At 27.2% G+C, this 21,409-nt stretch carries 18 protein-coding genes; 13 read left to right on the top strand and 5 right to left on the bottom strand.

The window, feature by feature from the left end; genetic code table 11:
* The first annotated feature begins 26 nt into the window (after positions 1-26).
* Positions 27-1,643, top strand: a complete 1,617-nt coding sequence (locus tag ACZJV1_RS13890; RefSeq protein WP_463650514.1) for a hypothetical protein — start codon at positions 27-29, stop codon at positions 1,641-1,643.
* A gap of 481 nt (positions 1,644-2,124) precedes the next feature.
* Here the strand turns inward: ACZJV1_RS13890 and ACZJV1_RS13885 are convergent, their stop codons facing one another.
* Complete coding sequence (locus tag ACZJV1_RS13885) at positions 2,125-3,825, bottom strand: DUF262 domain-containing protein (protein WP_463650513.1); 1,701 nt, start codon at positions 3,823-3,825, stop codon at positions 2,125-2,127.
* Between the two features lie 993 nt (positions 3,826-4,818).
* Here ACZJV1_RS13885 and ACZJV1_RS13880 point away from each other — a divergent pair.
* The 4 genes from ACZJV1_RS13880 (at position 4,819) to ACZJV1_RS13865 (ending at position 10,498) form a co-directional block, all read left to right on the top strand.
* Positions 4,819-5,949, top strand: coding sequence for a protein kinase domain-containing protein (locus ACZJV1_RS13880; protein ID WP_463650512.1), 1,131 nt, complete (start codon positions 4,819-4,821; stop codon positions 5,947-5,949).
* 452 nt (positions 5,950-6,401) lie between these two features.
* Positions 6,402-6,743 carry a DNA glycosylase family protein gene (locus tag ACZJV1_RS13875; protein ID WP_463650511.1) on the top strand — a complete coding sequence of 114 codons (342 nt, stop codon included), beginning with the start codon at positions 6,402-6,404 and terminating at the stop codon, positions 6,741-6,743.
* Between the two features lie 300 nt (positions 6,744-7,043).
* The gene (locus ACZJV1_RS13870) at positions 7,044-8,762 is read left to right on the top strand and encodes an ABC transporter ATP-binding protein (protein ID WP_463650510.1); all 1,719 of its coding nucleotides are present in this window, start codon (positions 7,044-7,046) and stop codon (positions 8,760-8,762) included.
* A 14-nt stretch (positions 8,763-8,776) separates the two neighbouring features.
* A complete protein-coding gene (locus ACZJV1_RS13865) occupies positions 8,777-10,498 on the top strand; it encodes an ABC transporter ATP-binding protein (protein ID WP_463650509.1) in 1,722 nt (573 codons plus the stop codon).
* Between the two features lie 355 nt (positions 10,499-10,853).
* On the opposite strand, the gene ACZJV1_RS13860 is transcribed toward ACZJV1_RS13865, so the two are convergent.
* Together ACZJV1_RS13860 and ACZJV1_RS13855 are read right to left on the bottom strand one after the other, a co-directional pair.
* Positions 10,854-11,474: a DUF4318 domain-containing protein gene (locus ACZJV1_RS13860; protein ID WP_463650508.1), complete on the bottom strand. Its 621-nt coding sequence runs from the start codon at positions 11,472-11,474 to the stop codon at positions 10,854-10,856.
* Between the two features lies 1 nt (position 11,475).
* On the bottom strand, positions 11,476-11,925 hold the full coding sequence (locus ACZJV1_RS13855) for a LytTR family DNA-binding domain-containing protein (RefSeq protein WP_463650507.1): 450 nt from the start codon (positions 11,923-11,925) through the stop codon (positions 11,476-11,478).
* Between the two features lie 326 nt (positions 11,926-12,251).
* Between ACZJV1_RS13855 and ACZJV1_RS13850 the strand changes: the two genes are divergently transcribed.
* From ACZJV1_RS13850 to ACZJV1_RS13830, 5 genes are all read left to right on the top strand, one after another.
* Entirely contained in the window at positions 12,252-12,401 is a 150-nt protein-coding gene (locus ACZJV1_RS13850; RefSeq protein ID WP_463650506.1) for a hypothetical protein, read from the top strand.
* Between the two features lie 384 nt (positions 12,402-12,785).
* Positions 12,786-13,403: a TetR/AcrR family transcriptional regulator gene (locus tag ACZJV1_RS13845; protein ID WP_463650505.1), complete on the top strand. Its 618-nt coding sequence runs from the start codon at positions 12,786-12,788 to the stop codon at positions 13,401-13,403.
* 1 nt (position 13,404) lies between these two features.
* A complete protein-coding gene (locus ACZJV1_RS13840; protein ID WP_463650504.1) occupies positions 13,405-14,283 on the top strand; it encodes an ABC transporter ATP-binding protein in 879 nt (292 codons plus the stop codon).
* Between the two features lie 14 nt (positions 14,284-14,297).
* Positions 14,298-15,098 (top strand): ABC transporter permease, encoded by an 801-nt coding sequence (locus ACZJV1_RS13835; protein WP_411168471.1) that lies wholly within the window; start codon positions 14,298-14,300, stop codon positions 15,096-15,098.
* A 12-nt stretch (positions 15,099-15,110) separates the two neighbouring features.
* Complete coding sequence (locus tag ACZJV1_RS13830) at positions 15,111-15,908, top strand: ABC transporter permease subunit (protein WP_411168470.1); 798 nt, start codon at positions 15,111-15,113, stop codon at positions 15,906-15,908.
* A 192-nt stretch (positions 15,909-16,100) separates the two neighbouring features.
* On the opposite strand, the gene ACZJV1_RS13825 is transcribed toward ACZJV1_RS13830, so the two are convergent.
* Positions 16,101-16,985: a LysR family transcriptional regulator gene (locus tag ACZJV1_RS13825; protein WP_463650503.1), complete on the bottom strand. Its 885-nt coding sequence runs from the start codon at positions 16,983-16,985 to the stop codon at positions 16,101-16,103.
* Positions 16,986-17,195: 210 nt separating this feature from the next.
* Here ACZJV1_RS13825 and ACZJV1_RS13820 point away from each other — a divergent pair, with 210 nt between their 5' ends.
* Both ACZJV1_RS13820 and ACZJV1_RS13815 read left to right on the top strand, forming a co-directional pair.
* On the top strand, positions 17,196-18,017 hold the full coding sequence (locus tag ACZJV1_RS13820) for a nitroreductase family protein (protein ID WP_460287032.1): 822 nt from the start codon (positions 17,196-17,198) through the stop codon (positions 18,015-18,017).
* 533 nt (positions 18,018-18,550) lie between these two features.
* Positions 18,551-19,408, top strand: a complete 858-nt coding sequence (locus ACZJV1_RS13815; protein ID WP_411168467.1) for a DegV family protein — start codon at positions 18,551-18,553, stop codon at positions 19,406-19,408.
* Positions 19,409-19,905: 497 nt separating this feature from the next.
* Here ACZJV1_RS13815 and ACZJV1_RS13810 read toward each other — a convergent pair whose 3' ends face one another.
* Positions 19,906-20,457: a TetR/AcrR family transcriptional regulator gene (locus ACZJV1_RS13810; RefSeq protein ID WP_463650502.1), complete on the bottom strand. Its 552-nt coding sequence runs from the start codon at positions 20,455-20,457 to the stop codon at positions 19,906-19,908.
* A gap of 248 nt (positions 20,458-20,705) precedes the next feature.
* Here ACZJV1_RS13810 and ACZJV1_RS13805 point away from each other — a divergent pair, with 248 nt between their 5' ends.
* Positions 20,706-21,407 (top strand): ABC transporter ATP-binding protein, encoded by a 702-nt coding sequence (locus ACZJV1_RS13805; RefSeq protein ID WP_463650501.1) that lies wholly within the window; start codon positions 20,706-20,708, stop codon positions 21,405-21,407.
* The last annotated feature ends 2 nt before the right edge of the window (positions 21,408-21,409 follow it).

Here is a 21,409-nt window from a genome sequence, read left to right as displayed (position 1 = left end):
TTATATATTTATTATAGGGGGATTTTATGAATAAAGGATTGTTAGGTAAATATACATATACATCCATGACGAAAATTGACATATTAGAACATAAAGACATGGATATAAAGATTACTGCAGTACATGAGTATATACACTCATATTTAGTTAGAACAACATTATATGGTAATTTTATGATGAGTTTAGAACAGGCGAATTTTTTGGATGATAGATATAAAGGTATTATTAATGATTTATATGAAAATGAAGAAATCCTACAGGAGTCTACAGCAACTTTGATTGAAATTATATATATATGGTATAAGAAGGGAGAGGCAGTAGCTAAAAAAAATTTAAAAGATCTCCCTGAACAATATAAAAGATATATAAGAAATTATCAACATATTTTTGATAAAGATTATATAGTAAATATTTATAGACAATATCTAAGTTTTATAGATGATAATATTGAGAAATATAAAGAAGATAAAGAATTCTGTGAAAGTTTAAAATGGTATTGTGAATCTATAAGTGAGGAAACAGAAGAAAAGTCTGCTTTGAATTTATTATTATATTTAATTCTAAAGTCAGCAGATTTAGCACTTGCAATAGACATGAGTACAATAGATAAAAGTTATTGGAATAACAAAAAGAAGATAAAGAGGTATATATGCAATCAATTTTCAAAAGAATATTATCCTAATGTACGTTTCAGAGTATGTATGAAATATATTTTCCCAAAATTAAAAGAAGAGAAAAGTAAATTTAATTTATTTGAAGTTATAAAGCTTCCTGAGAAAATATATGAAGGACTAAATAGAGAAATTGATGAGTATGTTTTAATGAGATATCAAGAAGTAGATTCAAAAGATAGGTATAAAATAGAAAACAAACTAGAAGAATATATTTATAAACAAATGCCTTCGATCAATACTATAGAAGAGTTAGAAGAAGAATCAATACTATATGCTTCTCCATACCCATTAAATTCTGAAACTGCTAAAAAAATGTTTAAAGGTGATTCATTAATAACAAAAGCAAGTATAAGTCAAAGTACAATAGAAAAATTGTTATCTAAAATAGAGATTTTACATATACATCCTTCTACAGGAGTGGATGAAAAATATGAATATATAGTAGCACTAAGCACTATTCTTAATCATAATGTATTAAAAAATAATTCAAGTGTAGACGGTGATATAGAAGCTAGTTTTACTATTAAATCTAAGGAACAGTTATTTAGATTAATTGATGAGTATGATAATACTTTATATTTTACAGGATGTCAAAGAACGGAACATATATTAAAAGAAATAAAAAATAAAAAAATTTCTAATAATATATTTATTAATTCAGCTGCTAGCTTAAGTACAAGTATAGATTTTGTGAATAAGTTTTTTAAAAATGTTAATGCAGAAATTGTTAGTACAGAGTATGGGGATGTTTTATATATGAAAAAAGGTAGGATGTTATTTATTCAATGTATTTTGCCAGATAGTTATAATATTATTAATAAGTCAATCAATACTGGACGAATACGATTAAAATCTTTAACTAAAACAGAAATATATAAGAGTAAGATATTAAATAAAAGTGATTGGAGAAATATAGACTTAGTTTTAGAAATGTATTTTAAAGGTGGAGCTACATATATGGTTAATTAAATATAGAAGTCTTATGATAATTTTACTAAGGATAGATGTGATTAGGAAAATATATTTATATTGAGAACTAAAAATAATACAATATTAATAATTTTTAGTAGAAATAAAATTAAGTATAAAGTACACAGGAATGATGAAAAAATTAAGTATAATATGTAGAAAGATAGTATAAAAAAATTCATTTAACCAATGAGAACACTTAGATAATGTGGTAATTTTATGAGATAGAAATGGCTTAGAATAAGTAATGAAGAGTTGGCAGTAAAGATAACTAATAAGCACATTATATAGTTAAATAATAGTACTATAATTTTAATGTTTTATTTGATAATAATATAGAGCTAAAAAGTATAAGTGCTTAAATGAATAATTATCTAAGCAATAAAAGTTATTTGAGTTTGACTATATAATTAAATATGATATGTAACAGAATAAAAAAATAAATAAAAGCTACCATATTTACTTGATGGTAGCTTTTATGTTATTTAGACCAAATCTGCTTGAAGATATTATACAAATCTATAGATCTTTGATCAATGTTTGGCTTTTTCCATTCGAATTTATTCCCTAAGGCTTGATTTTCTGGAATATCACTTTCTAAATATGAAGACTTCTTAATAGAAAAATCACTATTTTTGATTTTTGAGTTTATACGATTTAACAATACAGTCATATTACCAATTTTACGGGTTAAAATGTATCTTTCTTCTTCATGTTGAAAATCAACTAACCATTGGCTATTTTCATCGGGTGCTTTTGGTAGTATGTGTTCTAAATTAACATCTCTTGAATTAGCATTTATTATAATTTCGTCATGCTGACTATTATAAATTTCTTTTAGAATAAAACGTATAATTGATTCATCTTTACGAGATTCAATTATTTTGTTATTAAAATGTTCATAGAGCTGTGTATCGGTAATCATTATATCACTTATTTGAGAAATAATATCTGAAATATTGGCAATTTTTTTTGTGTAAATTTTCTTCGCTAGTGATGGATAAAATTGCTCTAAAGTATTTGCTTTATTATTAGCAATAAATATATTTCTAAGTTGGAGTGCTATTATTTTTTCTAAAGCTAAATTTATTTCAGAAATACAAAAACCTCTTAATCCCATAGCTAATATTACAGGTTTGTATTGATTAGCACTTAATAATTCTAAGTTATTTATGTGCTGTAGATATTTAGTATTTTGTTCTTGTGGACCATCAGTTCTTTGAGCAGGATTTTCTATTTTCATAAATAATTCAGCTGTTTCTTTCAATTCATTGAGAAAAGATCTAGCAATTTGAGGGTTGTCTAAGTTCCTTAATGAAGAAATTCTATTGTATAAATCTGATGAAGGCGTTTTACCATTTATTACATTTACATAGGCATGTAAGAATTTATTTTTATTTATTCGATCAGTATTCATTTCTATGGAAGACCAAATAGGTTTTACAGTAGCCTCATCTAATGTCCTAATAAGTGAGTTTTTTAGTATGTAGAAATCTTCAATCTGTAAGCCTGTACTATTTAGAGTTTCAAACATTTCTTCTGCAATATTTTCATAAGAAGTTTCAATAATGATTACTAAAATACGTTCTAAAAGTACATCTATAAAGTTTACAATATCTTCTTTTTGCGGATTATCTCCAAATCTTTCATGTATTAAGCATTTAATATAATTGTAGTTTTCAAAAAGTGCTTTATCATAATCGCTAAACTTATGATTTTCAGGTATATTTTTACCTTCGAAAATATGTTTATGAAGCATAAAATTTGAGATACAACTATCAAATTCTATTTTAAAATTTGTTGCAGAAGCATCTTTCCAATGTGTTGTATATAAATATAAACTTGTTAATTTATTTGCCGAGTCTATAGCACTAGGATCCATATTTTTGAGTTCGCTTATTAGTGCTGAAAGTATAAGCAATGATGTAACACTTCGTTGTTGTCCATCATAAAGGTACTTTTTATTTTCATCATCTTCATCAAGCTTGATTGTTATAAAATTTAAAATATGAGTACTGGTAGTATCATTATTTGTGTAAATTGAATAAAAATCGTTAAATAGCCTAAGTACTTGTTCAAATTTCCATTCGTATGGGCGTTGGCTATAAGGTATGTATAAAGTTCCATATGATAAATTTAATAGGTATTCTAATTTTTTAGTATCTGCTTCAAGCAGTTTCATATTAAAACCTCTCTTCTAAATTATTATATAAATAAATTATATAATAATTTAGAACTTTATGAAAGAAAAGACATTATTGTTTTTAAAAGTAATAGAGTTTGTTTGTTAAACGTTATAATATTTCTGATGAATCATTGAGGTTCTGGATGAAAAATTAGAGTATTATCTAAATATTTATGTTATAAATGCGGTTTATATAATAGATTTATAAGTTAATTATGTATATTAAATAGGTATAGATAATTATTAAAAGTACGTAACATCAACATATGGCAGAATTTGAATTATTAGGCACGATTAGAAGCGGTTGAAGCATATCAAATTTGACATAAATTGTTTAAGAAAAAAACCTCACTTTAAGTATTTACGGAGACCATTAACACAAATAAATGCAAAAACTAGATTTAACAATTGAAATTACTATGTTGAGTCTAGTTCCATAAGTAAAAATGCCATATCATATACGTAGCAGATTGGGCTAATTAAATAATATAATGATAAAGTATATGAAAAAGCAAATGATGATAGAAGGTGAGTCTTGGGATAAAATAATGGAAGAAACAAGACTAATACAAAAGGATTTAAAAAGAATACAGGTGGAAGAGAGAAGTCCTAAATTCTAAAGATATCAGAAGAGGATTTTTCAGAAGTTTATATATAGTATGAAATTATTTTCTTTAAAATCAACTTTGAATGAAGTATGAAAGTATATTGTTTTAATGTAACAGTATGGAGGTTATATATGCCGCTACTCCACCATGAATCCAACTACCACACTTTATTAGAGTGTTGTTGTTGGCTTTTATAATGAAAAAAAATAGATAATATGATGAAATATTTAACAAAATATGATATATTTAGTTAGAAAATATTTATATTTTAGACATAATAAATAAGATTGAATAATCTTAAATAAATAACCAATAGTTACGAAATAAATTAAGATTATTAGTATATAGAGGTTAAAATAATTTATAGGAGGGAGAAAAGAGTGTGTCATTAGAAAAAGAGGAAATAGTGAAATTTACTCGTAGTAGAGAGTATATATTTGAAAAATTTATAGGACAAGGTGGAACAGGAAGAACAGTACTTATAAAAGATGATATATTAGATACATATTTTGTTTGTAAAAAATATGAACCGGTTGAAGGGAATAATAAAGATGAGTGTTTCAAGCGTTTTATTGAAGAGATAAAAATTTTATATACATTATATCATATTAACATAGTGAGAGTTTATAATTATTATCTTTATCCAAAAAATCTGACTGGTTTTATTATAATGGAACATATTGATGGACAAAATATAGAGGATTATTTGTTATGGGAAAATGTAGAAAAGTTTGAAAGTATATTTATTCAATTAATAGAGGGATTTTTATATTTAGAAAAGCATTCTATTATTCACAGAGATATTAAGCCAGACAACATATTAGTAACAAAGGAGGGAGTAGTAAAAATTATAGATTTTGGGTTTGGAAAAAAGATGAGAGCTGAGAGTGATAGTGAAGCAAGTGTTTTGCTAAATTGGCCTGTAAGCGAATTTCCTGAAGAAATTAAAGAATGGTATTATGATAAAAAAACAGATATATATTTTTTAGGAAAAATGTTTAATAAGTTATTAGAAGATAATGGAGTTAATAATTTTAAATATCAATATATTATAGATAAAATGACTATTACTAATCCAAACAAAAGAATAGATTCATTCAAAAATATATTTTCTTTGATGTCAAATAATGTTTTGGAAAAAATAAAATTTACAGACAGTGAAAGAAAAATATACATTGATTTTGCTGATGCTATTTGCGAGAAAATATCCAAATATACAAAGGAAATTCCGGAGTTTAATTTCAGTGTAGATATGGTAATTTCTAAACTAGAAGTTTTAATAGAATCTAGTTCACTTGAAGATTACATTCAAGATAATACTAAATTGATAGAATGTTTTATTAAGGGAGAATACAGGTATTATAGTCAAAAAGATATTAAGATATCATGTGTAATTGATTTCTATAAATTTTTAACATCAAAATCCAGTAATTTGCAGAAGATAATAATTGAAAATATATACACAAGATTAAAAACTATAAAAGTAGAATATTATGAGGAGTTACCATTCTAAATATTAAATTTACAATATTAATTAATAATCGTGGATTTTAAAGGTTACGTTTCGCCTCCACCATGAAACCCACGAAAATCTAAATTTTAGATTTTCGTGGGTTATTTTAGTTTGCAAGTATTTGATAGAAAGAAGTTATATTTATAACTACTATAAAGAAATGTATTAAAAACAGTAATAGAAAACCATTTTAGAATTGTCTAAGGTAAATCAGATACAAAGTTTCGATTAGTTTATATTTTTTTAATACCTAGGAAAGTATAAAAGTTTAAAGTTTTGAAAATGTGATTATATAATGCTTTTAGTAATTAAATTTGGAAATGTAAATTTAATTTATACTTTCCTTACCTTCACTTTTTTATAGAATTGAATGTACAAATATAGGAAGAATAATCACCGATTAAGTGTTAAAATAATGACAGATATCGGAAAACTTAAGAATGGTGATTTTTTTGTATTTTGAATATGACAATAATGAGATAAACTACTTAAAAAGTAAGGATAAAGCACTTGGAGTGGTTATTGATAAAATAGGTCATATTAATAGAGAAGTAGATATTGATTTATTTTCATCAGTGGTACATCACATCATAGGACAACAGATTTCGACTACAGCACAAGCAACTATATGGAAAAGAATGAATGAGGCTCTGGATGAGATTACAGTAGAAACTATTTGTGGCACTGATATTAATAAACTTCAAAGGTTTGGAATTACTTTTAAGAAAGCAGAATATATCAAAGACTTTGCGGAAAGGGTACAGTCTGGTGAATTCAATATAGAAGAAATGTAGTTACTTTAAAGGGAAATAAGGTAACTACAAATATAAGGTACCAAGTTTTCAAGCAATAGGGAAAGAATATCAAATTCACAAAAAACGTATTATCTAATGTAATACGTTTTTTTAGTTTATAAATAGGGGATGCATTGATTATACTACTTATGGACATGATTGCATTAGGCTTATAAATTCATTAGAGTAATAGAGAATAAACATGTAAGACTTTACTCATTAAGAAAATTTATTGTCATATTTTTATATATTGATGTACAATAAAGAGGAATAAAATAAATTTAAAGGGAGGAAGAAATAGTGTTTAAACTAAGCAGATTTCTTAAACCCTATATAAAAGAAACGGTAATAGGCTCAGGAGCTAAATTATTTGAGGCGGGTTTGGAGCTACTATTACCTATTTTTATGGGGAAAATAATAGACATTGGAATAGTAAATAAAGATATGTATTATATAGGGAAAATGGCTGCAATAATGTTCTTGATAATAAGTATAGGATTAGCATCAGCTACTTTATGTCAATACTATGCTTCTTATACATGTCAAAATGTTGGTAATGATATTAGAAAAGAACTATTAAGAAAAATATCTTTATTTTCTTATACAGATATAGATAAGTTTGGTAATTCCACATTGATTAATAGAATGACTAATGATGTAAATCAGGTGGTTTGGGCAGTTGCTCTGTTAATTAGACTCGTAAGTAGAGCTCCTTTTTTATGTGTTGGTGCTATGGTAATGTCAATATACATAGATCCTAAAATGTCTTTAATATTTGCAGTTTTAATTCCTATATTTGTTTTAGTAATAGCTATAATCATGATAAAAACTTTACCATTATATAAAAATGCTCAAGGAAGAATGGACAACCTAGGTCATGTTCTTAGAGAAAATTTAACTGGTGTTCGTGTAATTAGGGCTTTTGCAAGACATGAAAATGAGAGTATTCGTATGAAAGAGGCAACAGAAGATGTATCAAAAGCTTATATTAGAGTTACAAATTTATCTGCATTAATGAATCCTATAACTTCTCTTATAATGAATATGGGAATTATAGTCTTACTTTATGTTGGAGGAATTAATGTAAATATAGGAAGCTTAACTCAAGGTGATATTGTTATTTTGATAAATTATATAACACAAGTTTTATTAACTTTAATAATAGTTGCAAACTTATTAGTTACTTTTACTAAGGCATCAGCTTCTTCCGCTAGAATAAATGAAGTTCTAGAATGTGAACCAAGTATTAGAGATGAGGAAAGTTTAGATAGTATTTCAGAAGAAATATTAAGTGTTAAGGAGATTGTAGCTTTTGATAATGTATCTTTTAGATATAATACTGAAGAAGTCTTATCAGATTTATCTTTTTCAATTAAAAAGGGAGAAGTTTTTGGAGTTGTCGGAACAACAGGTAGTGGTAAATCTACTGTAGCCAATTTAATACCAAGATTTTATGATACAACAGAAGGTAAAGTATTATTTAAAGGAAAAGATGTAAGAAAGTTATCTCAGAGTTTTTTACACGAAGAAATTGGTGTAGTTCCTCAAAAATCAGTATTATTTACAGGTACTATAAGTGAAAATATTAGGTGGGGAAAAGAAGATGCTACTGATGAAGAGGTAATAGAGGCTTTAAAAGCTGCTCAGGCTTATGACTTTGTTAGTAAAATGAAAGATAATATTGATTCTGTTATATATGAGGGGGGAAAGAATTTTTCAGGAGGACAAAAGCAACGTTTAGCTATTGCAAGAGCATTAGTTAAAAAACCTACATTAATTATTTTAGATGATAGTTTAAGTGCTTTAGACTATGAAACAGATAAAAAGCTTCGCCAATCTTTAAGAGAAAATTTAAAAGATACTACTACCATAATAATTTCTCAAAGAATTAGTTCTATTATTTCAGCAGATAAAATTTTAGTTTTAGATGATGGAATGTGTATGGGACTTGGAACTCATGAAGAGTTATTAAAAAATTGTCCTACCTATAGAGAAATATATGAATCTCAAGTTAAGTAAAGGGGGAGAGTGTTTTGAATAATTTTAAAAGAGTATTAAGATATGTAAAGGGATATAAAGTTCAAGTTATACTAGCAGTTTTCTGCGCATTTATCACTAATATTGGGGTAGTTGTTGCAACATATTTAAGTGGATTAGCAATAGATAATATTGGTGGAATAAATAATGTAAATTTTAAAAATTTAGTAGTAATACTAATATACCTAGGGTTTATATACTTAATTTCATCGTTATTTCAGTGGCTTATATCACTATATGCAAATAAAGTCTCATATTTAATAGTTAGGGATATGAGAAGAGATACTTTTGAAAGCTTAAATAAACAACCATTAGCTTACTATGATCATCATCCACATGGAGATATAATTAGTCGTTTTACTAACGATTTAGACAATGTTAGTGATGCTTTAGCTGTATCAATTACTAATGTATTTTCTGGAGTAGTTACTGTAATTACAGCGCTTATATGCATGTTATATTTAAATGTTAAAATTACAATAGCTATATTAGTAGTAACACCTATATGTTTTTTTATTGCTTCAATAATAAGTAAATTTAGTCAAAAGTCATTTTTAAGACAACAACAATCAGTTGGAGAGTTATCTTCTTTTGTAGCAGAAATAGTTGGTAATCAAAAAATAGTAAAAGCCTTTGATAGAGAAAAAACAGCAATGGAACAATTTGAAAAAATTTCAGATGACCTTTCTAAAACAGCTATAAAAGCTATGTTTGCTTCAGCGCTTATAAATCCAAGTACAAGATTTATAAACAATATATCTTATATAGCTGTTGGGTTTGTTGGGGGAATTTTAGCTATAAAAGAAGGCGTTTCTGTTGGGATAGTTTCAAGCTTTTTAATATATTCAGCTCAATTTGCAAAACCTTTTAATGAGATTTCTGGAATAACAGCTCAAATTCAAACAGCTTTTGCTTCTTTAACTCGTATATTTAATATAATAGATGAGAAGCCAGAAGAGCCAGATAAAAATGATGCTATAGAGTTAAATAACTGCAAAGGTAATGTTAAAATTGAAAATGTATATTTTTCTTATGATAAAAGTATTTCATTAATACAAGATTTTTCTTTTGAAGCTAAAGCTGGTGAAACAATAGCGATTGTTGGTCCAACTGGCTGTGGAAAGACTACATTAGTTAATTTATTAATGAGATTCTATGATATAGATAAGGGTGCAATATATATAGACGATATCAATGTTAAAAGCCTAACAAGAGATAGTTTAAGAAAAAACTTTGGAATGGTACTTCAAGACCCATGGCTTTTTAATAGTACAGTAAAAGAAAATATTGCTTATGGTAAGGAAAATGCAACAGATGAAGAAATAATTAATGCAGCAAAGGCTGCCCATGCACATTCTTTTATTAAAAGATTAAAAAATGGATATAATACCATAATAAATGATGAAGATTTATCAGCAGGTCAAAGACAGTTATTAACTATAGCTAGAGTAATGCTTGCAGAGCCTAAAATTCTTATACTAGATGAGGCAACAAGTTCTATTGATACCTTAACAGAAGTTAGAATACAAAAGGCATTTTCAAAGCTTATGGAAGGAAGAACCAGCTTTGTCATTGCTCATAGACTTTCAACTATTGTTAATGCTGATAAAATATTAGTTATGAATAAGGGAAATATAATAGAACAAGGAAATCATAAGGAATTGCTAGAAAAACGAGGATTATATTATGATTTATATAATAGTCAGTTTTCATATTAATAATTATTCTTTCAGAACTTAGTTGATTTTATATGTTTTTTAATTAAGGAAGGACTAATTTCTGATCATGATTGTGGAGATTTACACAAAATTATTGACAGACTTTAAAAAAAGAAAAGTTATGACTTATATTAAATTATAGTCATAACTTTTAATTTTATTTAAATGTATTTTGGTTACGCTAATAAAAACTATAACGCTCGCTATACTTATAATAAACCTTTTTAAGTTCAATCAAATTTCAATTAATTTATATTTCCCTACAATTAATAACATGGTTTGCAAATCTGCCACCAGTAGATACTATGCATTTACATAATACATTATCTATTTTAATAATAGGCTCTGATATTTCTTATAGTTCAGTTATTTTTATTGCATAAACTAATACTCCTGTAAGGTCATAATAGTAACTTATTTCAGCTTTATTTAAAACACCATTCATTTTAACTATAGCTGGTAAATCTTTTTCAATATAGTCTAATGAAATATTACTAGTACTACAGTGTCTTTCTAGAATTTGAAAAAACTCTTCCTTTGTTTTGGGTTTGCTTTTTAAATCTATTGCCAATGTTCTATTTTTAAATGATGTAACACCATTTAACTCTTTGGCAACTTTACTAAGGGATATATAATCAATAAGCCAAAGAATAATTATCACCATTATATTTACTAATACTATACAACGAATATATGCTGGGATAAAACTTGCTAAAAATTCTAATACAGCACAAATTAAAAAAAGCCAATAAACTGATTCTATTCCTTTTGTACCATTAATATTTTTTCTAGGTGGCAAGTTATGAAGATATTGAATAGCTATTCCAATTAGAATATAGATAATTAAAATAGGTATAAAATATTGAAATGCTTTTAATGTATTTTCAATATCATTAGTAAACCTTAGGGCTAAAATTGAGCTTATAAGCAAGGTAAAACCAATACTAGTTCCTTTAACTATATTTTCCCTCATCATATTATAAACCTCCCTTTATACGATTTCTTACTTCTTTTAAATATTTTCTTGAAATATAAGCTGTTTCTGAATTTATTAATTTAGCTTCCATTAGCCCATTAAGTAACGGACTATACATTGATACTTTTTCCAAGTTTAATATAGTTGACTTTGAAATTCTTATAAACTTAGGTGGTAGTATTTTTTCTAATTCGTAAAGTCGATTTTTTGATTCATAAGTTTGGTTATTTGTATGAATTAATAAAGTATCTTTATTTGTTTCAACATAAAATATATCATTACTTTGTATCTTAAAAAGCTGATCATTTTTATAACATGATAATTTGATGCTTTTGTAATCCTCATTTTCTATATAATCAATAAGTGTATTAATTGAGTTAGTTCTTTCATATATATATATAGATGCAAATTCCTCTTTATCATGTCCTATCTCTTCAACTGATACTTTCATAATATCCTCCTAGGTCTGTATTTAAAATAACGTGCGTTTATTTTAATTAGTTATTTCTTTAATATAATAATATGATACTATTCATTTATTTTCCATATTTAACAGGTAAGTGGTAGGTGTTGTTAGGTAAGTGGCATTTCTAGAGTTATTAAAAATCTATTAATTGGTTATTATAAGATGCATTTAGGAATCAAGTTGAGTTTACTAGAAAAAGGAAGATTCCTAGACTTGATAAATAAAAGTTAAACTTATTTATCTTTTATATGTAATAATTCATTTAAGTTTTACAAATAATATAAAAGAAAATATTATTTGGAGGACCTACCATGAGTAAAGAAACTAAAAATCAAGTTTATGAAAAGGCAAAGCAAATGATAATAGCAGGTGAGTCTTGGGATAAAATAATGGAAGAAACAAGATTAAGACAAAAGGATTTACGAAGAATACAGATGGAAGAGATAGATCATAAATTCTAAAAATATTAGAAGGGATTTAATCGAAATTCTAGATAAGGTTTGAAAGTGGGTTTCTATAATCCGCTTTTTTGTTTTAGTATAAAAGAATATTGTTTTAATATAAACTAGTATGGAGGTTCTATATGGTTCACCTCCACCAAATAAGAACTATAATTTTGATACATATAGAAAGCTGTTGATTTCAAGGGCTTTTAGTGTTTTTGAAGGAAAGTGAGTGGGGAATTTTAAGATTTGTAGCTTAGAATTATTGATTTTTACATTGTACATGCAACTTAAAGAATAAAAAAATTTTATAGATGATCCCTTGGAATTTATAGTCAATGGAGTATTATATAATTATACTGACTCATATAGTTAAACTAAAGTGGTTATGGTGGTGTTACTATGAATGAAAAATTTTTTGAGTTACCAATAGAGAAGCAAAGGAGCATTATTAATGCAGGTTTTAAAGTGTTTTCTCAGAATGATTATAAAAGATCATCTACTGAAGATATTGCAAGTTATGCAGGTATATCTAAGGGATTGTTATTTTATTATTTTCATAATAAAAAAACTCTATATATGTTTTTATATGAATATGCAACAAAATTAATTACAGAAAATGTAGTAGAATCTAATTTTGCAGATATAACTGATTTCTTTGAGTTAATTCAGTATGCAGGAGGCAGAAAAGTCCAATTGTTAAAGGAAAGTCCATTTATAGCTGAATTTATAGTTAAATGTTTTTATTCTCAAAAGGAAGATGTTTCTGAGGATTTAAATAATAAGATTGTAGATGTTACAAGTATGATTTATAAGCAGTACTTTACTAATATAGATTTAACAAAGTTTAAGGACGATGTTAATCCTAAAGATATATTGCAAATGCTTTCTTGGATGGCAGATGGATATTTACATGAGCTTAATCGTAGAAATTCACCTGTAGATTATGATGAGTTTAATAAGGAATATAAAATGTGGTGTAGTATGTTAAAAAAAGTTTCATATAAGGAGGATTTATAATATGGATATTATAATCGAAACTAAAAATCTTACTAAAAGTTATGGGGAATCAAGGGGGATAATTGATGTCAATTTAACTGTGGAGCAGGGCGAAATATTTGGTTTTATTGGACCTAATGGAGCAGGTAAGTCTACCACCATTAGAACGCTACTTTCCTTAATAAACAAAACAAGTGGTGAAGCTAAAATTTTTGGACTTGACTGTGAAAAAGATAAAGTGAATATTCTTAAGGAAGTTGGATATTTACCATCAGAAGTATTCTACTATGATAATATGAAAGCTAAGGATTTACTAAATTATTCTGCTAGCTTTTATGGTAAAGATTGCTCTGCAAGAATAAAGGAATTATCAGAAGCCCTTGAATTAGACTTAAATAAAAAGATTGAAGATATGAGCTTAGGCAATAAGAAGAAAGTAGGGATTGTACAAGGTTTATTACATTCACCTAAATTAATAATACTAGATGAACCTACATCAGGGTTAGATCCTTTAATGCAAAAGAAATTCTTCGAAATTATAAAAAAAGAAAATGAGAGAGGAGCTACAGTGTTATTTTCATCACACATATTAAGTGAAGTTCAAAGGATTTGTGACAGAGTAGCTATTATAAAAGATGGAAGAATTATAAAAACTGAAAAAATAAGTGATTTAAAGCAAAGTGCATATAAAAAAGTAACTTTTAATATAACTGATGAAACACCTAAGAAGTTAAATATACCTGGATCTAAAAATGTTGAAATTAATGGTCAAAATATTTCATTCCTTTATAAAGGTAATATTAACTCACTATTAGAGGAAATAGGAAAATTTAAATTAACAAACATAGATATAACTGAGCCTTCGCTAGAGGAAGTATTTATGCACTATTATGAAGCATAAGGAGGTACAAGACATTGAATATATTTAAATTTGAATTGAAGTCAGCCTTAAAAAATTCAATTATCTGGCTAGTAGTTTTGTTAGTATTAATTTTAGTATTTATGAAAGCTATGTATCCTCTTTATATTGATGGAGCAAAAGATATAGAGTCAGTAGTAGCTAATTTTCCACCGGAATTTACTGCAGCTTTTGGATTTAACATAAAAGAAATATTTCAATATGGGGGATTTTACTCTTTCTGTTCTAATTATATAGTTTTATGTGGAGCAATAATGGCAGTATATTTAGGTGTATCAACTTTTGCTAGAGAGAAAAAAGTTAAGACTATGGATTTTCTTTTTACAAAACCGATATCCAGAGAAAAAATATTTGCATGTAAATTATTAGCTAATATTTCTATTCTATTAGTTACTAATATTGTTTTTATTACTTCAGCTTATTTTATATATGAAAGCAGTGGAGATACTACTACAACAATTGAAAAAATCTTATTAGCTACAAGTGGTTTGTTTTTTACTCAATTAGTATTTTTATCCTTGGGAATTATATTCGCAATATTTGTAAAGAAAGTAAGAAGTATAGCTGGTATAGCAATAGCTTTTGGGTTTGGTGGTTTTATAATATCAGCAGTAGTTAACATTATAGATGAAGAGATATTAAATTATATAGCACCAATGAAATATTTTGCTCCAAATTCTGTTTTTAGTAATGGAGCTTTCGAAGTGAAATATGTTATTACAGCAATAGTTGTAATAGTAGTTTGTATAGGTGCTGCTTTTATTAAATACAAAAACAGCGATATACAAGCTGTCTAGGAGGTGAATGTAATGAATATATTAAAAAAGGAATTGAAAACAGGATTAAAACCTTTTATATTTTGGACAATAGGTCTATTTTTTCTAGTATTTGCTGGAGTAGTAAAATTTACTGGCATAGGTGGAGAAGGAGGAGCCTCAGTTAAGGAATTATTTGATAAGTTTCCTAAGATAATTCTTGCCCTTTTTGGTATGTCAGGGTTAGATGCTACATCTATAGATGGTTATTATGGTATTTTAGTATTTTATGTATTGATATGTGGGATGATATATGGGGTATCTCTTGGAACTAACATTATTAATAGAGAAGTAGTTGATAAGACATTTGAATTTATTTTTACAAAGCCAAGAAATAGAAGTTATATAGTAAATATGAAGTTTGTAAGTGCTACTATATATTTAGCAGCTTTTAGTCTTGTAAATTATATCTTTTCTATAGTAGCTATAAGAACTTTAGATTTAGAAAAAAACATAGATAAAGAGATATTATTATTTTCTTTAACTATATTTATAATTAGTATGTTGTATTGTGTTATAGGTATATTTATTGCAACTGTAGTGAAAAATCATGAAAAGGGGAACTTATACGGAAACTTATTTTTCTTTGTAACATTCATCTTAAGTATAGTATATGATGTCGTAGGGAATGGAAGAGTAATTAGGATATTTACACCATTTAAATATTTCTTGCCTACAGATATTGTTGATGGAAAGTTTGAAATAGTACCTCTTATTGCATCAATAGTTATAATTGTAGTTCTATATATAATTTCACTTGGAATTTTTGAAAAAAAAGAACTGAATAATTAGCAAGCTCAGGGCAAGCCCTTACGCAAGGCTCCCCTGGCACGAACAAGATTTAGATATTGTTGCAACAGGTTACGAAGGTGAAGGTATAGCAAAGCTTGAAGTCTACCCATGACTTACGGACAGTTATTAGGTATAAATTTATTAATATTCATAGTCCCCGAGAGGGGATTTTTTTATGGGTTTACTAAACTTCTAACTCTTAGAAGCTAATGATATTACATAGTCTCTAAACTTTTTTGTTGTAGGAGACATGTAGGAATTCTTTAGCCAGCCCATATAAATAGTTTTATATCCAATATCTTCTTTTATTTTTATAATAGAGAGAGCATTTGTATTAATAAGAGGAGCGTTAGCAACTATAGTAATACCAGCACCAGCAGATACTAATCCTCCAAGCATACTAACTTCGTTAGGTTGTATAGAAATTTTAGGAGTATAGCCAATAACTTCAGAATAAGAAAGAATCATATCTTTATTTCCTTCAGAAGATACAATAAATGATTCGTCTTTTAAGTCTTTTAAAGAAACTTCCGCTTGATTTGAAAGAGGATGATTTTTTGGAACAATCAAAACGTACTCTTCTTTTTTTATTGGTATTGATTTGATTTCAGTATGTTTATGAACATCATCAATGTTGTCATAAACCCCTAAATCTATTTTACCATCTTTTAAATCATTTAATATTTCAGGTGTAGATCCATGACTAAATTGAAATCTAATACAGGGATAGCTGTTTAAAAAATCACTAATTATAAAAGGCATAAAATATGTACCAATGCAATAAGTAGACGCAATAGAAATAATTCCTTTATCAGGGTTTGCCATGTCCTGTAATTCACGAAATCCTTTTTCAACTTCTAGAAGAGCTATATTGGCATGTTTTAAAAATGCCTCTCCAAAAGAGGTAAGTTTAACATTACGGCCATTTCTTTCAAATAAAGGTACATTTAATTCTGCCTCTAATTTAGAAATTGCTTTGCTTAAAGCAGGTTGAGTTACCGATACTAAAGCTGCAGCGGTGGTAAAATTTTGGGTTTCAGCTACTTTTTTAAAATACTTTAATTGCTGTAAATTCATGTGCATACTCCTTTTATTTGAAAATAGTGTGAATCTATAACTTTTGGTTATATGAGTATGAATATTAGTAATTAGTCATAATTAATAAAATCATGATATAATCCTAATATATCAGAAAATATATAAATAATTTAATAGGTTTATTATAAATTTTATTTATATATAAGTCAAAAGTATATTAAATAGAACCTATAAGGAGTAGAGTATATTATGATGAATGTAAATACTGAAAAGTGTATTGGCTGTGGACTATGTGTTAAGGATTGCTTTCCAAGAGACATTGAAATAGTTGATGGTAAAGCCAAGATTAATAATGAAACTTGTATTAAATGTGGGCATTGTATAGCTATATGTCCTAAAGAAGCAATATCAACAGATGAATACAACATGGAAGATGTGAAACAGTATAGTAAAGATGAGTTTTTAGTTGATGCTGATAACCTGCTAAATTTCATTAAATTCAGAAGAACTATAAGACAATTTAAAGATAAGGAAGTAGAAGAAGAGAAGATTTCTAAAATTATAGAAGCTGGTAGGTATACTCAAACTGGTGGCAACCTACAAGAGGTGTCTTATATAGTAGTAAGAGAAGGAATACAAGAACTAAAAGCTTTAGCAATAGAAAGTTCAAAGAAATTGGGAGAAGATGTACTAGCCAATCTGACTCCACAGACTATAAAACTTAAAAAATATGCAGAGATGTGGATAAAAATGTATGAAGAATATAATGCAAATCCTAATAAAAATGATAGGATGTTCTTTAATGCACCGGTAGTAATAATAGTTACAGCTAATTCAGAGGTAAATGGTGCATTAGCTTCTTCAAATATGGAGCTTATGACAAATGCTTTAGGTCTCGGAACAGTATTTAGCGGATTTTTAGTAAGAGCTGCACAAGATAACAAAAAGATTATGAATTTTCTTGGAGTAAAGGAAGGTAAAAAGATTGTAACATGCATGGTAATTGGATATCCTGATGTGAAATATTCTAGAACTGCTCCAAGAAAAGAAGCAGATATAAGTTGGAAATAAACTCATTTAATTATGAGTATTAGTATCACCTTTCTATAAAAACGCATGTGGAGACAGTTGTGAAGATAGTACGCAAATAAGCTGATATCGAAGGATTTGAGGAATTTATAAATACCTTATCAGAGGACGGTGAGTTAATGCTTATCGTCCTTTCTTCTTTTGCACAGGAAGAAAGTAAAAATGTGAGTGACAATCTTAAAGAATGAAAACTACAAAGGAGATGTGGGAATAAGTTCAAGAAGAAATTAAAAGAAGAATTAATGAATAATAAAATATGTATAATATGAAACTTTTAAAATAAAACTATAACATTATTAAAACAATTTTATAATATAATTATGGTTATTTAGTAAATTATTTACAAATAAGAAGAGCTATACTATGATTAATGTATTAGATGATTATATAGCAAACCAATTGCAAACTTATAATATGAATAATTAGATGGAAAACGAAGTAAACTTCATTTCATTAATTAAATAAAATAGCTTTAACAATATAAAATAATTAGATAATAGAAGGGGTAATTAAAAATGAGTAATATTATATTAGTGGCGGAAACTGGGTCAGATATTCCGAAAGATATTACAGAACAAATGGGAATTTTCCTTGTCCCAATGCATGTTACTATGGGGAATGAAACTTTTGATGATGGAACTTTTCCAGTTGAAAAAATTTGTCAGTATTACAACAATACAAATAAAATACCAAAGACAAGTGGAAGCTCACCAGAGGATTTTATAAGAGTATTTGATGAAATTCACAGATTATATCCGGATAAACAGATATTGCATTTAGCATATTCGTCAGTAACAACTTGCTCCTATCAGAGTGCTTTGATAGCAGCAGAGGATAGAGAATATGTTACGAGTATTGATACTAAGCAGGTATCTATTGGTCAGGGGGCAATTGTAATTCAAACAGCAAGATATTTAAAAGCAAACCCTAATGTTACTATGAAAGAATTGATAAAAGAAGTAAGCAGACTATGTGATATTTGCCAAATGTGTTTTATTCCTAATAAATTAGAGTATCTTAGAGCTGGAGGGCGTGTGAGTAATGCAGTCTTTATAGGTGGAAAAATACTTAATATACATCCATCAATTGAAATTGAAAATGGATATTTAGTAGCTAAGAAAAAGTATCGTGGAAAAATGGAAAGGATAGTCACAAAGCTAATAGAAGAATATAGCGATACGAAAAATTTGGATAAAAAAGAAGTGTGGCTATTGTGGTCAATAGGATTGTCTGATACAGTTCGTAGAGCAGCTGAAGATAAAGTAAAGGAAATAGGCTTTGAAAATATTAGATGGATGCAGACCGGATGTGTAATTACTACTCATGGAGGACCAGGTTCATTTGGAATTGTAGGATTTTCTAAAGCGGTTTAGGAGTGGCAATCTCAGTCGCTAACGCCTTCAAAAGGTTCCCCAGCAGGCGGTGAGAAAATTAATAAATTTTTAATATTCCTTCTGAAAATGCGGTAAAATAGGCATAAATAATTTAGAATTATAACTGAACAATTTGAGGGGGAATATCTTGAACAAGGACCAGAGATATGGCGTGTAGCTATTAAAAAGAAATAAAATTGATATAACTTTGACCTAATTTCTAAATAAATAAAAGGCATATATAGTATTTATAATAAAGCAGAAATTATATCAAAGACAATTAAAAAATATACCTTATAAGAATAAAACGGAACCTATAAATATAAACTTATGATTAAAGTGATATTTATATAGGTTCTTTTTTGTGCAATAATATAAAGCTCAGAGCAAATCCTTGTAGCATTATCATATCTTGCCTTGCTACTACATTGACGTAAGAATGGTGCATATGGGTTCCTGGAAGATTAAAGGTCACGAAGTGACCTTCTTGTAAAATTTTAAGGATGAAAAGCAATAATATGATTTATAATTCTAACTATTTCCTTAGGAGATTCATTTAAATCATTTTCTAGCCAAGTTTGAACAACTGAAACAACTCCTCCTACAGAATATTTTATAAAATAATCTAAAAATACAGCATCAACCTTTGAACTACTAACTAGCTTATCAATTTCAGCTCTACTTGCTACGTAAATAATACGATCCATGATGTTATTTTCCATTTGTTTGCTGAATAATATTTTGCATAACTCTTTATTTTCCTCAATTAATTCAAGGGCTTTAAGTAATAAAACATCTTTATAATCTTCAGCGGGGGTCTCCTCAATATATTCTGAGATTTGATTAAAGAGTTCATCTTCTATGGAATTAAGCAAATCATAGGCATCTTTATAATGGGTGTAAAAAGTTCCTCTATTGATATCTGATTTTTTGCAGATATCAGTAACAGTAACTTCGTGAATTTTCTTATGCTTAAGCAAATCAATTAAACTTTCTTTTATTATTTTTTTAGTATATAAAGTTCTTCTATTTCCTTTAACTCCTGCCATTTAACTCATCCTTTTTAAGTAATTAAAAAATTTTAATTATATGTTATTAAATAAACAAAAATAACTCAAATGTATATTTAATAACATTATAAAAATATGTGCTTATTGTAACTAGCTTATGTATTATTTATACTTAGTATTATAGCATTAACCAAACAAGGTGTCTATTTAATAACATTGAGTATTTAAGGCATCTGAAAATTATTTTTTAAGATGCCTTAAAGTAGATACAGATAAAGGAGAACGAGATGTCATATATAGAAATAAGAGATGAATATAAAAGATACAAGGTTGGAGAAAACATTGTTGTAGCAAATAATGGTATTGATTTTTCAATAGAAAAGGGAGAATTCGTTATTATTTTAGGTCCAAGTGGAGCTGGTAAAACAACTGTGTTAAATATACTTGGCGGGATGGAGACTTGTGATGAAGGAAAGATAATTATTGATGATGTTGATATATCTAAATTTAATAATAAACAACTTACAAGTTACAGAAGATATGATGTAGGATTTGTATTTCAGTTTTATAATTTAGTTCAAAATTTAACTGCAAAAGAAAATGTGGAACTAGCTACTCAAATTTCAAAAAATGCTTTAGATGTTGATAAAACTCTTGAATTAGTTGGACTTGCTCATAGAAAAGGTAATTTTCCATCTCAATTATCAGGAGGAGAACAGCAAAGAGTAGCTATAGCAAGAGCTATTGCTAAAAATCCTAAATTGCTTTTATGTGATGAGCCAACAGGTGCTCTTGACTATAAAACAGGAAAACAGATTTTAAAGACATTACAAGATACATGTAAAAATACAGGGACAACAGTAATTGTTATAACACATAATTCAGCACTTGCACCAATTGCAGATAGAGTTATAAAACTCAAGGATGCAAAGGTTAAAAGTATAGAAGTAAATGAAAATCCTGTTTTAGTTGATTCTATAGAGTGGTAGAG

It is taken from the genome of Clostridium sp. LS3, assembly GCF_055330225.1.
This window is presented reverse-complemented; position numbering and strand designations above follow the sequence as displayed.

Coding starts and splice junctions, on each gene's coding strand:
- ACZJV1_RS13845 (WP_463650505.1), top strand. CDS start 12,786: ATGAATGAAAAATTTTTTGAGTTACCAATAGAGAAGCAAAGGAGCATT.
- ACZJV1_RS13860 (WP_463650508.1), bottom strand. CDS start 11,474: ATGATGAGGGAAAATATAGTTAAAGGAACTAGTATTGGTTTTACCTTG.
- ACZJV1_RS13830 (WP_411168470.1), top strand. CDS start 15,111: ATGAATATATTAAAAAAGGAATTGAAAACAGGATTAAAACCTTTTATA.
- ACZJV1_RS13815 (WP_411168467.1), top strand. CDS start 18,551: ATGAGTAATATTATATTAGTGGCGGAAACTGGGTCAGATATTCCGAAA.
- ACZJV1_RS13840 (WP_463650504.1), top strand. CDS start 13,405: ATGGATATTATAATCGAAACTAAAAATCTTACTAAAAGTTATGGGGAA.
- ACZJV1_RS13885 (WP_463650513.1), bottom strand. CDS start 3,825: ATGAAACTGCTTGAAGCAGATACTAAAAAATTAGAATACCTATTAAAT.
- ACZJV1_RS13825 (WP_463650503.1), bottom strand. CDS start 16,985: ATGAATTTACAGCAATTAAAGTATTTTAAAAAAGTAGCTGAAACCCAA.
- ACZJV1_RS13890 (WP_463650514.1), top strand. CDS start 27: ATGAATAAAGGATTGTTAGGTAAATATACATATACATCCATGACGAAA.
- ACZJV1_RS13855 (WP_463650507.1), bottom strand. CDS start 11,925: ATGAAAGTATCAGTTGAAGAGATAGGACATGATAAAGAGGAATTTGCA.
- ACZJV1_RS13805 (WP_463650501.1), top strand. CDS start 20,706: ATGTCATATATAGAAATAAGAGATGAATATAAAAGATACAAGGTTGGA.
- ACZJV1_RS13810 (WP_463650502.1), bottom strand. CDS start 20,457: ATGGCAGGAGTTAAAGGAAATAGAAGAACTTTATATACTAAAAAAATA.
- ACZJV1_RS13820 (WP_460287032.1), top strand. CDS start 17,196: ATGATGAATGTAAATACTGAAAAGTGTATTGGCTGTGGACTATGTGTT.
- ACZJV1_RS13850 (WP_463650506.1), top strand. CDS start 12,252: ATGAGTAAAGAAACTAAAAATCAAGTTTATGAAAAGGCAAAGCAAATG.